Origin of the sequence: Maribacter sp. Asnod2-G09, from assembly GCF_045063795.1 — a bacterium.
Lineage (GTDB): Bacteria > Bacteroidota > Bacteroidia > Flavobacteriales > Flavobacteriaceae > Maribacter.
Genome location: NZ_JBEFOA010000004.1, coordinates 175935 through 191811, shown reverse-complemented (window position 1 = coordinate 191811; position 15877 = coordinate 175935). Strand labels below are relative to the sequence as shown.

The 15877-nt window shown below is 34.0% G+C and carries 12 protein-coding genes; 4 read left to right on the top strand and 8 right to left on the bottom strand.

Features of this window, described 5'->3' with window-relative positions; all coding sequences use genetic code 11:
- Positions 1–3: 3 nt before the first annotated feature.
- The 8 genes from ACJJVT_RS07945 to ACJJVT_RS07910 all read right to left on the bottom strand — a co-directional run bounded on the left by ACJJVT_RS07945 (position 4) and on the right by ACJJVT_RS07910 (position 9931).
- On the bottom strand, positions 4–990 hold the full coding sequence (locus tag ACJJVT_RS07945; RefSeq protein ID WP_405397762.1) for a hypothetical protein: 987 nt from the start codon (positions 988–990) through the stop codon (positions 4–6).
- Between the two features lie 211 nt (positions 991–1201).
- Positions 1202–1780 carry a hypothetical protein gene (locus ACJJVT_RS07940; protein WP_405397760.1) on the bottom strand — a complete coding sequence of 193 codons (579 nt, stop codon included), beginning with the start codon at positions 1778–1780 and terminating at the stop codon, positions 1202–1204.
- A 553-nt stretch (positions 1781–2333) separates the two neighbouring features.
- Entirely contained in the window at positions 2334–3296 is a 963-nt protein-coding gene (locus ACJJVT_RS07935; protein ID WP_405397758.1) for a DUF4365 domain-containing protein, read from the bottom strand.
- 217 nt (positions 3297–3513) lie between these two features.
- The gene (locus ACJJVT_RS07930; RefSeq protein WP_405397756.1) at positions 3514–4623 is read right to left on the bottom strand and encodes a HEAT repeat domain-containing protein; all 1110 of its coding nucleotides are present in this window, start codon (positions 4621–4623) and stop codon (positions 3514–3516) included.
- Positions 4624–4832: 209 nt separating this feature from the next.
- Positions 4833–5726, bottom strand: coding sequence for a hypothetical protein (locus ACJJVT_RS07925; RefSeq protein WP_405397754.1), 894 nt, complete (start codon positions 5724–5726; stop codon positions 4833–4835).
- 167 nt (positions 5727–5893) lie between these two features.
- On the bottom strand, positions 5894–6910 hold the full coding sequence (locus ACJJVT_RS07920; RefSeq protein ID WP_405397752.1) for a hypothetical protein: 1017 nt from the start codon (positions 6908–6910) through the stop codon (positions 5894–5896).
- Between the two features lie 242 nt (positions 6911–7152).
- A complete protein-coding gene (locus ACJJVT_RS07915) occupies positions 7153–7779 on the bottom strand; it encodes an HmuY family protein (RefSeq protein ID WP_405397751.1) in 627 nt (208 codons plus the stop codon).
- A 37-nt stretch (positions 7780–7816) separates the two neighbouring features.
- Positions 7817–9931: a TonB-dependent receptor plug domain-containing protein gene (locus tag ACJJVT_RS07910; protein ID WP_405397749.1), complete on the bottom strand. Its 2115-nt coding sequence runs from the start codon at positions 9929–9931 to the stop codon at positions 7817–7819.
- Between the two features lie 140 nt (positions 9932–10071).
- On the opposite strand from ACJJVT_RS07910, the gene ACJJVT_RS07905 reads away from it, so the two are divergent.
- The 4 genes from ACJJVT_RS07905 (at position 10072) to ACJJVT_RS07890 (ending at position 15805) form a co-directional block, all read left to right on the top strand.
- The gene (locus tag ACJJVT_RS07905) at positions 10072–10953 is read left to right on the top strand and encodes a DUF6607 family protein (RefSeq protein ID WP_405398947.1); all 882 of its coding nucleotides are present in this window, start codon (positions 10072–10074) and stop codon (positions 10951–10953) included.
- Positions 10954–10957: 4 nt separating this feature from the next.
- Positions 10958–12460, top strand: a complete 1503-nt coding sequence (locus tag ACJJVT_RS07900) for an ankyrin repeat domain-containing protein (protein ID WP_405397747.1) — start codon at positions 10958–10960, stop codon at positions 12458–12460.
- A 44-nt stretch (positions 12461–12504) separates the two neighbouring features.
- Positions 12505–12990 carry a DUF2271 domain-containing protein gene (locus tag ACJJVT_RS07895; protein WP_405397746.1) on the top strand — a complete coding sequence of 162 codons (486 nt, stop codon included), beginning with the start codon at positions 12505–12507 and terminating at the stop codon, positions 12988–12990.
- A gap of 619 nt (positions 12991–13609) precedes the next feature.
- Complete coding sequence (locus ACJJVT_RS07890) at positions 13610–15805, top strand: PepSY domain-containing protein (RefSeq protein ID WP_405397745.1); 2196 nt, start codon at positions 13610–13612, stop codon at positions 15803–15805.
- Positions 15806–15877: the final 72 nt, after the last annotated feature.

Sequence of the window (15877 nt, the reverse complement as noted above, 5' to 3'; positions counted from 1 at the left end):
TCGTTATTTTTCAAATATGTGTAGAATGTTGTCTTGTGTGCATACAAATATTTGATTTTCGTTCTGTTCAATTGTTGAAATCCCCCCATTATTAGGCTGAAACTTATGACTAAAAGTTAATTCTTTGATTTTAGTGTCTAAAAATCCAACTTTAGCTCTGTCATCACCTAGTGTTTGAGTGAAATAAAAGGTGTTTTTATCGAATTGACATCTTTGATCGTGAACACTTTCAAAACCAGCAGTTTTAATTAATTCATCCACATCCCAGACTTCTTGCTCTTTAGTCCTTAGGTTGAGCTTTAATAAAGTATTTTGGTGTTGACTTGTTATTAACTGTTCTTGATTGTTAAAGAAAAACTCAAATTGAAAATATTTTAATTCATCACATTTTCCTGATTCCAAATCTATATTAAAAAGATGGTCACTTTTGTTTTCTCCAATTCCAATGAAATAACTGTAACCTACTTTAATTAAAGGTTTAGTTATGGTTCCTTTAGATGAATTTATCAATTCTTTAAATGCTCGATTCCAAATTATGTCTCCATCGATAGAATGACAATATAAATCAGATTCTGATTGTGATATTATTCGGTTTTCATTCAGATAATGTAGAGGACGAATGTTGCTGGGAGTTTTAATTTTGTTGATTAGGGAAGTAGTTTTATCGAAAACACCATATCCAACCTTTTCATTAATGAAATCTAGCTCACGGACTAAAAGAGAGTTGTTGTCAATTATGCTTTTTGAATAGATTTCCCCTTCAAATAGTTTTTGAATTTTACTACCAGAGTAAAGGGTGTTTTCATTTATTAGTAATCCATCAGCCCAAGGTTCAACAATTTCACATTTAAAGGAATCAATAATTGTAATGCTTTTATTTTTCTTCCATTGGCAAAGATGTTTGTTACTGTTGATATAATAAAAACCATTTTGTGATGATCCACAAATGAATCTCCATACTCTTTCAATTTCTGTTAATTTCTTAGGCATCTATTTAAATGAATGACAACAACGTATAGGCTAAGCGTAGTGCGGAGGCAAGGAAACTTTTCGTTTCCGTCTTAGCGCGAAGCTAAAGCTTATTGTTTAGTTTTATTTTTCTTGTCCAAAGCTAAATCCATAAGATTTAGCGACTTCATAAATATACACAGACCTTTCTGTTTTACCCTAAAGTCCGCATTACGTTTAGGCATTGTTGTGTTTAGTTTTCCTTCGGTTGGTCAACACCTGTAATATAAGAGTCTGCTTGCCATAAATCGTCCTCTTTAAAATGTAAGACATTAAATTTTCGGTTTGAACTTAAAGCTTTTTTCAACATTATTTTTCTCAAGGTTGAAGTCCTCCAGTTCTTAATCACTTTTGGAGATTCTATAGCCATGACAAATTCCATCTCGAATAAGGGTCGTTGTTCTAGATACATTAAGTATACATCTCCGATTTTTTCCAATTCTACGGTTGGTTTAGCTAATTCTTTTTCTCTAAAATTAATTACCAAAGCGTCATTCATGTTTTCAGAGGTAAATATTATTGCGTCTCCTTTTATTTCATCTTTTGACATCTTTTTTAACATCTTATCAATCATTCTTGAGCATTTCCATCCTTTGTCCAGTCCCCCTTTTTTGAAAAGTGTTGTTACCGAATCATATTCAAAAGTTGGAATTTGTCCATAATGGATAATATAAATATTCCTCTCGTTTCCAACCTCTGCTAATAATTTTTGACCAAAAAGAGATGTCGAAAATGTTATTGATATTAGGCAAATTAGATATATTGATTTCATTTTTTTTAAATGTTCGTTAATATACATGGTTTACAAAAGTTATAGATTAGAGTTTACACTAAATTAGTTTCTAACCTCACTGATTGTTCTTTTTTTCTAAATACATGTTCATCAAAGTAACCTAAAAATACATTNCGGGCAATGATTTTGTAAGCCGTTGGCCTTGATATCTCAAAGACTCGGCAAAGCTCCGTGATGGTATATTTTCCAGTTCGCCATTCACAGATAAATTCAATTTTTTGTTCCATAATCGTTGATTCTTTCCAAGGCATAGCATCTGAATTTTGGTTTCAAATGCAACTTAAAAAGTGTAAACGATGTTTCTATAACTCTGTAAAGGATGTTTGTATATCGTACCAAATTAAACACAACGTCTAGGCTATGGTTAGTACGGGAATTAAAATTACTGAATTTCCGATTAAGCACTTAGCCAAAACTTTTTATTTTGTTTTATCTTTTTTGTTCTAAAGCCAAATTAAAAGATTTGGCGGACTTGGTTAAAAGCTCTAAACTTTGGGTTAAGCACCAAAACCCGTATTAATTATAGCCATTGTTAGGCTTTCGTTTTTAGTTTTTCTCTAATTTTTTTGCCTAATTCTAATCTTGCATAATCATCACTAGAAAAGAATTTCATTTCTATAAATCGTTCTCTAACCAAAGTTGTTTCTGGTAAATCTTCTTTGTCTTTTTTTTCTATCTCTTTAATATAATCGAGCAATAGGAAACCTCTATTATTTAAAGGTGCAATAAACATTGGTTGTAATTGACGTTCGCGCCAATCAATTAAGTAATCTGAATAATTAATAGACGCAAGGTTTTGACCTATTATAAACTTTGCATAATCATGTAAAAACTCATGTTCAGTCGAACCTATTGAAGCTCCAAATTCAGTTTTGTTATTATAATCAGCAATTGTCATTACTAAGTCCATGCTAAAATAAATGTGTCTACATATATTTGTTAAACCTTGAGTGAATAAGTCTAAGAAACTCACACTGAATGTTGGGTTAGGACAAATAGTATTTAACATTTTGTCAAAAACTTCAGGAATCGAATAATAAGGCATATTAAATTCTCCACTAGTCTCAAATATGTTTAAAGCTGTTTTTTCGTTGAGATAATTTATTTTATTCAGTTTAATATATGGTAATTGATTAGGACTGTTTAATTGATATCTTACATCAGTAAAATAGATTTTGTCATCTATCGGATAATAAACAAACAGAATGACTGGTAAAGGGAAAATCGACCAATAATTTTTATGTTTTTCATGAGGATAAAAGGCATAATGGTCTCCTTTGTCATGTAAATAAGAGTTTCCTGATTTTACTTGAGCTGCAACAATTTTACCTAAAGAATTTCCTTTATCAGTGATGTATTCAATCTGTCCATCAATGCCAATATCTCCGTTTGAAGTTTCTCTGAATACATAACCGTATTTATTTAACTCCAATGCAAGCTTTAAAACACCTTCTCTTTCTTTATAATAATTCTCACTTACAATAGGTGTGTTCATTTTTCTATAATTTCAGATTTCAGCTTTTTTTGGTAATGAAGCCTAACGTTGAGTATAAGAAAAGTAGGGCAGGTGATAAGCGATATGTTTCGGCTTGGTACTAAGCCAAATATAATATTTTGCTTTTATCTTTTTTATTGAAAATGCCAAATTTTATATTTGGCGACTTTGCAAATAAACACAGACCTTTCGGTTTAGCACAAACGCCCTATGTTTTTTATACATTGTTAGCCTTAGTTTTTTTTGCGTTAACATAATTTAAGCTGTCAAATAAATTTTTATTGTTCTTTGCAATTTCAAATGTATGATTCAGGTATTCAGTTTGGCTTCCTACTTTTGTTTTTAGAAAACCAAGCATAAGAGAGTCTTTTTCAAAATCGGAAAGTGGTGAGTTATTTGCCATATATTTTACTGATTCTATGGTCGGCTCTTTCCATAATTTATAAAATTTCTTAAATTCATTTTCAAAAAAATCAGAAATTTGTTTATACGATTCATTAAGGTTTTTATTGAAATCTAATCCTTCAAATTTTAAATGTTTGGTTATATGTGGGTATTGATTTATGTATGAATTAAAATAATCTAGTTGAGAATTCTGTATTCCATATTCAATTGACCACCAACTGTTATTATTCAATTTCTTAACATAAATTTGAACAAATCCAATAAACTGTTCTTCTATTGGAAATTCAAATAAAATGGTATTAGGCTCAAAATCTTCTAAAAATAAATGAATAGAAGACTTCAATTCAATATATTGTATACTTTTAAGGTTCTTATACCATTTTTTGTAATTTTTCTTTAAGAACGTTTCTAAATCTGATTGTGGATATTTTAGACTTAATATTTGTAATGCTTTAAATGCGGTAAGCGTAATGTTTAAATCTCTACTTTTTTTGAAAAGCGATACAATTAAATCTATAGCATTAAGGCTTCCTATTTTAGTAAGATTTTCAATAATTTGCCTTTTTAAATTATTATCCTTTGTGTTATTTAATAGCTCAATAAGTAACTCTTCATTTTTAAATTCATTAAATGAATTTAACGCTTTAAGTGTATGAATTACTATTTCTGAATTCTTTTTTTTTAATAATGGGATTAGGTATTCGTGATTTTCAGTTATGAAATTTTGTTTCTCTAAATTCCGCAAACAAAGAACTCGAAATTTATCTGTTTTCGATTTAACTAAAAGGTCTATGAAGAATTTAGCTATAGAATTATCATTGGCATTTAAAAATATGTTACCAAGTTCATTTATTTTAATTGAAAATTCTTTTATGTCACTTTCGTTCAATAATAAGCTCTTTAGTTCTTCAATTCTATTCATTTTTTTTAATTAAGGCTAACGTTTAAGCTATTAACAGTACGGGAGCAAACTAGCGTTTGCTTTCCGCCACGCACATAGCTAAATCTTTTGGTTTTGTTTTTTCTTTTCCTTGTTTAAAGCAAAATCCTAAAGATTTTGCGGACATTATAAAAATACGCAAACCTTTCGATTAAACCCGAAGCCCGTATTGTTTATAGGTTGTGTTAGGGCTAGTTTTTATTGACTATATATTTAAATGCAAAACCATCTTTTAATACAATACCTTCTAACGCAATATTATGCAAGTCCCATACCTTTTTTGCGAAATCTTCTCCATCTTTCTCTTTTATGATAATAGCTTTATTATGATTTAATTTCGGACAGAATAACATACCAAAACCTCCTTGAGGAAAATGAATTGCAACTCCGGGTTGATAGACATTTACAGACCTTAAATAACATATTCCGTATCCTCCAATTTGGGCTCCACCAACTTTCATTGGAGTAAATTGTTTTCCTCCAGGTACGCTGACTTTTTGGTTTGCGAAATTAAATTCGGCTTTAAATTCATAAATGAAGATTGAAGATTTTAATTCTTCATGATATACAGTCTCAATACCTATTTGAAAGTCACTAATCCCAGATATTTTTTCGTCTTTGATAACTTCAGAAAATGCAATTCCCATTCTTTGAAATTCAGACCTATCTTTATTTTTCTTATCATGAAATTCGCTTTGGTATTTATTAAATCCGTCTATATGTCCAATCCATAGGTTTGTATGGTCTACAAAAATTTTACTTTCTGAAATTTTGTAGATAACAGGTTTGTTTTCAAATAAAGTGGCTAGAATAAAATCTGTTTCGAAATTTGATTCATGATGTAAACGTCCACATCTATTAAAAAGTTCTTGAAAATTTTTGAATTTCCCTTGATAGAATTCATTGAGAACTATCTCAGCGAAGTAAACATTACCAGCGAATCCAATACAAGTGTCTGGATTAAGGATTAGAGTTTTAAGATTTCCAAATAACGGATTGTTACGAACAGCGGCTTCATCTGTAATTTTAGAGTCAGATACTATTTTAATTTTATCATCTTTAATTTTGGCGACAATAAGGGTCATTGATTTTTCTGGTGATTTTAAATTAGCCCTAACGTTTATTTATATGGAAAGTTGCGTGTTTGTGTGCGAGGATTTTCCGAAGGAAAATCAGATGCTAGCAAACAAAGCAACTAACATTGGTTAAGCACGGAATAGCAATTTTTTATATATTATGTTAGCAGTAGTTTTTATTTTAGCACTAATTCTCTTTTCATTCGATTATCTTTAATTGCTTTACGACATTTTAAGGCTCTTTCCTTATAGTCTTGTTTCTCTGAAGCAATACCTAAATCGAGCAACATTGCGTCTTGCAATTTTACATCACCAAAACGTATTTTCCTGTCAATTTTTAAACATTGTGAAAAAAGCCATTCAAAATCATCATCAATTTTTTGACTGTTTTTTACTGCATTCAAATAAGATTCAATATATATTTTAATTTCAGTATTCAGTTCTGGTTGTTTTAATTCCGGTTGATTTACAAATATTTTTTTTAATTCTTGATACATTCCTTTTTCGGCAAAAGGTTTTAAAGCTGATTGATAAAACTTTTTACCCAAATTACGATGCGTACATAATTTTATAGCATCATTCAGTGAGTTGTTTTCACTAAAGCATGTGACTAACCAATCTTTACAATCAGCAACTTCAGTACGATTTTTGGCAGGTTTTGCTAATTTAAAGTATTTGAAGAAATTATACTTATCACCTTTGGTCGCATAATGTTTCAATATAATCAAGTAACCTAAATCTTGGTTATCCGAATGCTCAAAAATATGTGTTTCTCTAAAATGAGAAATATAAGAAAGGGCTTGTTCTATTTCATTTTGTACAACACAGTTTGTGATAATATGTTTTAAAACGTGGTTAAACAAAATATCTTCTTCAATATTTTTAGCAATATTAAATATTTCTACTTCGCTTACATTCATTGCATCACCAAGCAATAGAAATGCAGTTTTCCAATCCAAGCCAGTTTGTATTTTTTCAGAGTCTTCCCATCGAATCCTATAATCTTCCCATTTTGCACGAAAGTTTCTCCAACTTAAGTCACCAATTCCTAGACCTTTTCCTTGATAAGGTTCTTTGTATAGTTGCCTGATGGTTAAAGTGACCTCTTTTGCATTTTGTATTCTGTTTTCTTCACTGTTTAATGAATTAACACAGAGTTTCAAGGCTTTTTTTATAGTTGTTTTATCAAGCATGATGCGTTTTATTTTGTAAATTACAGCTAACAATTAAATATATAACATATGTTATATATCCTGCCAATATGAGATATATAAAACATATGTTATATATATCTTTTATATCAGCAATATACCAAATTACATTTGAAGAAAACTCTTACTGGTTTTAAACTGTATTAACAAGTCGTATTCACAAAACAAAAAAAGCCCGTCTTTACAGACGAGCTTTTATAAACAACTTAAATTTAAAAAATAAACTACTCAAAAGAAGTTTCCCCTTCATTAGGGTTATAAACATAGTTGAAGGTGTAGTATGGTGTAGCATCTGTAAATGCATCTGGTTCAGTAGGGGCATTTTCATAGTAGCTAATAATTTCTACTTTGGCGTAATTGCCAGCGGTAGTTTTAAATACAAATACTTTACCTGGTATAGGTGTAATTAAATGTGTTGGGTCGCCTGCGTAGTTGTACCAACCGTTGTCACTACCTGTTGCTATGGCAAATGATGCATCTGCATCTTGGTTAAAAGTGAGGTCGTTTGCTGTGGTTACACTTGCCAAAGTACCAGTTACTTCGGCGACACCAACATTTCCGGTTCTTTCTGGCTCATCTTCGGTACCTGTTGCAGCACCACCGTTAATGGCAATAGTACTTCCTCTAAAGGCAACATCCCAATCGGTGTCGCTTGTGGTCTCTAAGCCGGTTTCAAAATCGAACTTTGTAAACGCTCCGCCAACAGGTTGTCCTTGTCCTCCTGTTTGTGGAGCATATAGATTGCTTACCGTTTCGGTTTGTATTGGCTCTACTGGTGTACTGTCATCATCGTTGCTACAAGAAGCGAATGCTACCGCTAAAAATGCTACTGCTAAAATGTTCTTCGTCATGGTAAATGTGATTAAAACCTGCGCGTTGTCAGGTGGGTTAGAATTGATAATTAAGTTTTACGTATGCTTGAATTCCCGGCATCGTCGGGATATTGTTATCGGTATAGTCCAAAAGGTTATTGGCACCTACCTGTAGTGTAAAATCTTGATAAAATGTTTTGCTCACCGCTGCATTTACAGTTACGAACCCATCTATGAAACTGGAGTCAAAACTATCTATGAGTCCGTTACCATTGGTGTCATATTGCGCATATTTACTTCGGTACAGAACACGCATATTTACATTAGTGCTGGCAGAAGGTATATCATAGTACACTTTAAAATTTGCGTTGTGGCGAGAGCGATTGACCAACCCAAAATAATCCGATTGTGATAGTGCTACCGATTGCCCATTTGTTGCATCACGTACAAATACTCGGTTATCTGCGACGTCTTGTTTCTTCTGTTTGTCAAAGGCATAGAGCAATTGGTATCCGGCACTTATATTTAGGTTGTTGGTCAGTTTATAGGCAGAATTGATTTCGAAACCTGTGGTGTATATTTCATCCAAATTTATATAGCTGAATACATTTTGTCCGTTGGTCTTACGGGCGATAATGCGGGTATCTATTAAATTTTTAAAATCATTTCTAAAGAAATTTACTTCGGTGTTACCGCGACCGTGTTTTAGATTAAAGCCTAAATTGTAGCCAATAGAACTTTCTGCTTCTAAAGGTTTGCTAAGGTCTTCTTCGGTAACGAGCACACTAAGAATTTGGTCTTGCGTTTCTAGTTCTTGTAATTTGTCTAAAGCCACATTATAACCTAATACGGTATAGCCGACGGCAGAATTGGTGAAGTCAAAATACAGCTGCCTAAAATCTGGCGCTTTAAAACCGTAGCCTACAGATCCTTTAATAGCTAGGTTTTCGTTTAACTGGTAGCGCAATGCTAATTTCGGACTGAATTGATTGTTGTATTCAGAGTGATTATCGAATCGTGCGCCGGCAATAACATTTAGTTTTTCAATAGGGTTAAAATCGTATTGTGCATATACGTATTCAGAGGTAAAATTAACCGTCTCATCAAAGTAGGTTCTATCTAATTCATCTATTTGTAAGCCAGCACCGGCAGTTAAAGTTCCGTTTTGTAACCCAGTATTATTTTCGTTTTTAGAAGCAAATGTGTAGCTGCCACGTACCTCTGGGCGAAATAGTTTTTGGTTAAAATCACTATCACTCAATACATCTGTAGAAATAGGATCTGCCAATAATTCCGTAGCCATATAATTTGTATAATAAAGCTCGTAGGCCATGGTAAGATTTGGGGTCCATTTATGGTCTAATCTAGCGTGAGTATTCCATTCACGTTCTGTTGTATCACCTGTATATAATATACTGTCTAGTGTAAAACCTGCATCTTGGTTTTGATTGTAAAAACGTGAGGAGGTGAATAGGGATAGTTTATCGTTGAAATCATAATACAAACGACCATTTAAAGTGTAGTTGGTAAAGGGATTTACGGTTTGCCCTTCTACATCTTCATTTAAATCATACCCGTTAGATGAAAATCTATTAGCGAAAAATCCGTAACGAAACTTTTTAAATGCTTGTTTCAAATCTAGATTAATATCCTGTTGAGTGAAACTTCCTATTCTGTAAGATGCATTACCACTTAAATCTTCGGTCTTTGGCTTTTCTGTGATGATATTTATCACTCCGCCTAAAGCCTCAGAACCATATAAAGAGCTCGCCGGACCTTTTACTACTTCAATCTGTTTAATGTTACCAACCGTAAGTCGACTTAAATCAAAATTACCGGCACTTCTACCCACTAGCGGAACCCCATCAATAAGTATAAGAATATAGTCTGATGCGATACCTTGTATTTGTACCCCTTGAAATCCGCTTTCATCAGCTACAGTTATAATACCTGTTTGCTCATTAAGTATTTCGTTTAAACGAACGGTGCCCGATTTTATAATCTGCTTTTTACCTACTAATGTAACGGGTAGGGGTAACGATGATAATTGGCGTTCGGTTCTAGTGGCAGTAACTATTACTTCTTCTAATTGCTGTGATAAGATCGAGTCGTTAGAACGTTCAGTATTACTTTGTGCAATGGTGATTTGGAAACCAATTAATACTAGTAATGGGGTAAGCTGAAATCGCATTATGCTTATTTAGACTAATTATGAATAATGAAGCAAATATATAAACAATTCTTATTTAGAATAAATAAAAATAGTTATTTTTGTCATCGAACCAGAAAACAAAAAATCGATACCTAATGAGAACACCTGTTACCATTGCCATGGCACTGCTTGTTTCAATAAGTGCCTTTTCACAAAAAGATAAAATGAAGAAAGACCGCGAAGCTATAAAGCGTATGTGCGGTTGTTATGAAGTGACTTTTAACTTCGCAGAAACCTTTAATTATAGTACAGACTCGCTTTACAAGCCATCTAAAACAAAAGTTGATAAAGGCTTAGAGTGGGCAGAGTTAATTGTAGATGAGGACGATAAAATTTCTATTCAACATTTGTTACAAGTTGGTAACCCGGCTGCTCCACATATAGTTAAGCATTGGAGACAAGATTGGTTGTTCGAGAACACCGACCTATATTCTTATAATGCCGATAATACATGGACGTTTAAGAAGCTACCAGCAGATAATGTAAAAGGGCAGTGGACACAAAAAGTGTTTCAGGTAGATGATAGTCCGCGGTACGAGGGGTCTTCTACTTGGGTTCATGTAGACGGAAAGAGTTTTTGGGAAAATACTGCCGATGCACCCTTGCCAAGACGTGAGTACACCACAAGAAGTGATTATAATTTAACCGTTCGTGGCAACCGTCATCAGGTTACCGATTATGGTTGGTTGCATGATCAAGACAATACCAAGGTAATTCGTGAAACCGGTAAAGATGATGATATTGTAGCTCAAGAAAAAGGATACAATACTTACGTTAAGGTCGATGATAGCAGATGTGCCGCAGCTGCTGCTTGGTGGAAAGAAAATACTGATAAATGGACCATTGTACGTTCTAAGTGGGATGCTGTTTATGGTCGTAATAAAGACTTGTCTTTAGAAGAGAAAGTAGATAATAAAGTATTGTATAAATATCTTTTTGATGATGAATATGATCAAGAAGGTGAAATTGAAGAAGTAATTGAATCATTTGTTAAAAAATAAGAACATGAAAACCGTAAAACAAATAGCCCTAACCGCTCTATTATTTTTAGGATTTACAAGTATAGCGCAAGAGAAGAACGAATTGATAGATCGTAAATTCTGGAAAACGAACCCTGATCTTGCTGCCGTAAAACAAAAAATTGCAGAAGGTAATGATCCGGCTGAATCAGATAGCAACTCTTTTGATGCTACAACATTGGCAATTACCACTAAGCAAGATACCGAAGTAATTAAGTATTTAGTGTCTCTTGATGGTAATGGGGTAGATAAAAAAACTCATGATAGCCGTATTTATTTACATTGGGCAAGTTATTCTGGTGATGCCGAATTAGTACAGTATTTATTAGATAATGGTGCGTCGGTTACGGCTTTAGATAGTCACCGTTTTACACCGCTTGCTTTTGGTGCAAATGCGGGACTTACAAACCCTGCGGTTTATAACGCTTTCGAAAAGAAAGGTGTGAATTTGGCTGAAGAGAAAAATGAACATGGCGCTAACGTTTTATTGCTAGCTGCAGCTTCTCTGAAGAACGAAAAAGAATTAAATTTCTTTTTAAGTAAAGGTCTTGCTCTAGATAGTAAGGATAATGACGGTAACGGAATTTTCAATTATGCTTCTAAAAAAGGAAATATCGATTTTCTAAAACTGCTGGTTAAAAAGGGAGTTGATTATAAGTCGCTGAACAAGAATGGTGGTAATGCTTTCATGTTCGCATCGCAAGGCGGACGCGGATTCAGTAATGGCTTACCGGTCTATACTTATTTAAAAAGTCTAGGTTTGGAACCTAATATTGTTGAGAAAAATGGTAGTACGCCATTACATCGTTTAGCATTTGGTACTAAAGATGCTGCTATTTTTGAGCTTTTCTTAAACGCTGGTGCAGATGTCAACCAAGCAGATGAAGAGGGTAGTACTCCGTTCTTGAACGCTGCTGCTAGAAACGAACTTGCTATGGTTCAATTATTAGCAAAAGATGTAACGAACATCAATGCTGCCAACAATAGTGGTGAAACTGCACTTATGCTTGCGGCTCATGATAATAAAGCAGATGTTGTAGCTTTTCTAATAGAAAAAGGTGCAGATATCAATGCAAAAGATACTACCGGAAATACTGCTGCTTTTTACTTGGCAGATTCATACAGCAAAAGAAACGCCAAAGCTTTTGATGCGAAATTAGCATTGTTGAAATCTAAAGGTTTAAAGTTTAATACTGTTCAAGGTGAAGGGAACACCTTATACCACGTTGCTGCTAAGAAAAATGACCTTGAGTTATTGAAAAAGGTATCCGATTTTAATATCGATATCAATGCTAAAAACGATGAAGGGGTAACGGCATTGCATTTAGCAGCTATGAAGGCTGAGAATGATAAGTTGCTTAAATTCTTGTTAGCTAAAGGTGCAGACGCAAAGAGTACAACCGATTTTGAAGAAACGGTATACGATTTAGCAAGTGAGAACGAGGTGTTGCAGAAAGGGAACACATCGTTAGATTTCTTAAAGCAATAACCGAATTAACTGATAACGATACATATTTATAAACTTATATATAGATGAAAAGATTTTTAAAATACATTCCGGCAGTGCTATTGGTCGGGTCTTTGTTGACAGCATTTACTCCGGTAGATAAAACGCCTGTAAAGTGTCTTATTCAATTAACAAATTATTCTGGTGAAGGTGCTTATTTGATCGTATCTATCGTTGATGCCAATAATAAATATGTAGAGACCATATACGTGCAGGGCAAAGACAGCGAGTGGTACAGTGAAATTACAGAATGGTGGAAATTCTACGGAAAAAATCGACCGAATATAGATGCTATTTCTGGAGAAACTATCAGTGGCGGAGAACGTGCATTAAATGTTTTGCAAATTCCTACGGATAAAATTGATAAGGGTTATAGCCTTCGTTTTGAAACTTCTGTAGAGGATCAAGGGTATTATGCAGATGATATTCAGTTCCCGTTAACGACTGAAAACTTAACAACTAAAGTGGAAGGAAAAGGATTCATTCGTTACGTACGTATGCTTCCTCAATAAAGATTATTATAACGTCTTTGCGAGGAGCTTTTCGCGACGAAGCAATCTGTTGAAAAGTGGCAATATTTTTGTTTTAGTTTACCATGAAGCAGAATGACGTCTTTGCGAGGAGCATTTCGCGACGAAGCAATCTGTTGAATAGAGTTAGCATGTTAGCGTGTCACATTGAGCGCAGTCGAAATGCCAGGTGTGCGAGAAGTTAACTTAAGAGTTCTAAACTGCGTTCGAAATGACATTTTGGTTTAATTTAAAACGTCTTTGCGAGGAGCATTTCGCGACGAAGCAATCTGTTGAATAGAGTCAGCATGTTAGCGTGTCACATTGAGCGTAGTCGAAACGCCAGGTGTGGAGAAGCTAACTTAAGAGTTTCGACTGCGCCTGCCTGACGATTATGCGGGTTCATAATGAAGTTTTATAGTTAGTGTGTTTATTTTTACAATCACAATCACGCTTCCAGAATGACTTAGTACAGCCATTCTGGAAGTTTTTAAACAATATAAGGTTACAAAATTGCTCGATAATCGAGATTTAAAAGCTCCGACGCTTGCGTCGAAATATTATTTATGTTTTCAATTTAATGCCTCGCGGGCTTGTCCCAAGGTTATTTATTTTACTTCGTATGACAATTTCTATTTGGCGTTATAGTCATCTTACGCTTGCCCTAGTTTCTTCGCTATTCTTGATAGTGGCTTCTGTTACGGGAATCATTTTGGCGGTAGAACCCATTTCTCATCAAGCAAAGGGTTATGCGGTAGAAAATTTAGAAGAGGTGTCATTGGCTACTACCATCGATGCTTTAAAGAATACCTATGACGAAGTGTTGGGCTTAGAAGTAGAATCATCGGGCTTCGTAAAGGCTTCCGTACTAACGATGGATATGGAAACTTTAGATGTCTATGTAAATCCTGTAACTGGTGAACAGTTGGGTGAAGTGAAAGAGCGTCCGTATGTATATACTTTTGCGACTAATGTGCATCGGTCATTATTTTTAAAAAGTATAGGTCGTTTCTTTGTTGGTCTTATTTCATTACTCTTAGCTATAATTGCTATTACAGGCTTAGTTTTGCTTGCTAAGCGCCAAGGCGGATTCCTGAAATTATTCTCAAAAGTCCAGAAAGATTATTTCGAGCTACGATATCACGTGGTGTTAAGTCGCTGGTTCTTTATTCCTATTGTAATTCTTGCTGTAACGGGAGTCTATTTATCTGCCGAAAAGTTTAATCTGTTGCCTGATACTAATGTTGAACAGCAAGAAGTAGTTGTAAATGAAAAAGCCAAAGCATATAACAATATAAAAGAAGTGCCCTTTTTTAAGGAAACTACTTTAGCGGCAGTTCGACAAGTTGAATTTCCTTTTTCAGATGATCCTGAAGAATATTACGTAATTGCCTTGCAGGATAGGGAAGTGGAAGTGAATCAGCAAACCGGAGCCATCGTAAGTAGTGGCGATTTCCCTTTTGTTACATTGGCTTCGCGCTTAAGTTTGGTATTGCATACGGGTGAAGGAAATGTCATTTGGTCCATTATACTATTACTTGCCAGTGCATCTATTTTGTTTTTTATGTATTCAGGATTTGTAATGACCTTGAAGCGTAGAAAGAAAGGAAAACGAATTGCCCAGGTATTAGACAAAGATGAATGTGAGTATATAATTTTAGTAGGGTCGGAGAGTGGTACTGCATTCGATTTTGCACAGCGTTTCTATAACGGATTAACGCAAGTAGGGAAGAAGGTCTATTTAACCGAGCTTAATAAATATAGCACCTATGAAAAAGCCAAAAATATAGTCATTTTTACATCAACATATGGTGAAGGAGAGCCACCAACGAATGCCCGTAAATTCTCTGCGTTATTTTCTACGATACAGCAACCGAATAATATTGACTTTTCAGTTATTGGTTTTGGTTCTTTGGATTATCCTGATTACTGCAAGTTCGCGATTGAACTAGATAATCAATTATCAGCAGCTGAAAACTTTCAACAGCAATTGCCACTTTTTAAAATTAATAAGTCCGATTTCGATTCTTTTGAACTGTGGATGATTCAATACACTACTAAAGTCGGATTCACAATTCCTGTAGAAAGACCACTTTTAAAAAAGAAAAAGTATAAGAAAGTTGAGTTTGAAGTTTTGGAGCGAACCGATTTGAATGTCGATAATACGTTCTTGTTAAAACTACTGCCAAAATCTAAAGTTGATTTCACTTCGGGAGATTTGTTAGAAGTATTTCCAAATGATGATGATACCGTTCGTCAATATTCAATTGCCAGAATTGACGATACTATTTTACTTAGCATTAAAAAACACGAGTTAGGGAAAGGTTCTAATTACCTCTTCGGATTAAAAATTGGCGAAACTATAAAAGTTGCTATAGACCGAAATGAAGACTTCCATTTTTCGAAAAATGCAAAAAAATCAATTTTCATCTCAAATGGCACCGGTATAGCTCCATTCTTAGGAATGATTTCTGAAAATACAACTCAGAATATATCCATGTTCTGGGGAGGACGTGAAAAGGCTTCTATGGAGATTTATAATTCCGTTTTGGAAAAAGAAGTCTCAAATCATGAAAGTATCAATGTATTTACTTCATTCTCCCGGGAAGGTGAAAAGCAATATGTTCAAGATGTCGTTTTAGAGCAAAAAGGGTTAGTGTTGAAAACCATTAACCAAAATGGCACCATTATGATTTGTGGATCACTGGCTATGCAACATGATGTTCTTGATGTGTTAGAAAGAATATTGCAAGGCAACCAAACAATCAGTTTTGAAGCTTTTGAAAAGAGCGGTCAGCTAAAAACAGATTGTTATTAGACGAATTGCGAGGAGCTTTTTGCGACGAAGCAATCTGTTGAATTTCTGAGCCAATTTAGTTTTAGGTCGGCA

Excerpts from the sequence above, each read along its gene's own strand:
- ACJJVT_RS07890 (WP_405397745.1), top strand. The coding sequence starts at position 13,610 with ATGACAATTTCTATTTGGCGTTATAGTCATCTTACGCTTGCCCTAGTT.
- ACJJVT_RS07915 (WP_405397751.1), bottom strand. The coding sequence starts at position 7,779 with ATGACGAAGAACATTTTAGCAGTAGCATTTTTAGCGGTAGCATTCGCT.
- ACJJVT_RS07900 (WP_405397747.1), top strand. The coding sequence starts at position 10,958 with ATGAAAACCGTAAAACAAATAGCCCTAACCGCTCTATTATTTTTAGGA.
- ACJJVT_RS07935 (WP_405397758.1), bottom strand. The coding sequence starts at position 3,296 with ATGAACACACCTATTGTAAGTGAGAATTATTATAAAGAAAGAGAAGGT.
- ACJJVT_RS07895 (WP_405397746.1), top strand. The coding sequence starts at position 12,505 with ATGAAAAGATTTTTAAAATACATTCCGGCAGTGCTATTGGTCGGGTCT.
- ACJJVT_RS07925 (WP_405397754.1), bottom strand. The coding sequence starts at position 5,726 with ATGACCCTTATTGTCGCCAAAATTAAAGATGATAAAATTAAAATAGTA.
- ACJJVT_RS07940 (WP_405397760.1), bottom strand. The coding sequence starts at position 1,780 with ATGAAATCAATATATCTAATTTGCCTAATATCAATAACATTTTCGACA.
- ACJJVT_RS07905 (WP_405398947.1), top strand. The coding sequence starts at position 10,072 with ATGGCACTGCTTGTTTCAATAAGTGCCTTTTCACAAAAAGATAAAATG.
- ACJJVT_RS07945 (WP_405397762.1), bottom strand. The coding sequence starts at position 990 with ATGCCTAAGAAATTAACAGAAATTGAAAGAGTATGGAGATTCATTTGT.
- ACJJVT_RS07920 (WP_405397752.1), bottom strand. The coding sequence starts at position 6,910 with ATGCTTGATAAAACAACTATAAAAAAAGCCTTGAAACTCTGTGTTAAT.
- ACJJVT_RS07910 (WP_405397749.1), bottom strand. The coding sequence starts at position 9,931 with ATGCGATTTCAGCTTACCCCATTACTAGTATTAATTGGTTTCCAAATC.
- ACJJVT_RS07930 (WP_405397756.1), bottom strand. The coding sequence starts at position 4,623 with ATGAATAGAATTGAAGAACTAAAGAGCTTATTATTGAACGAAAGTGAC.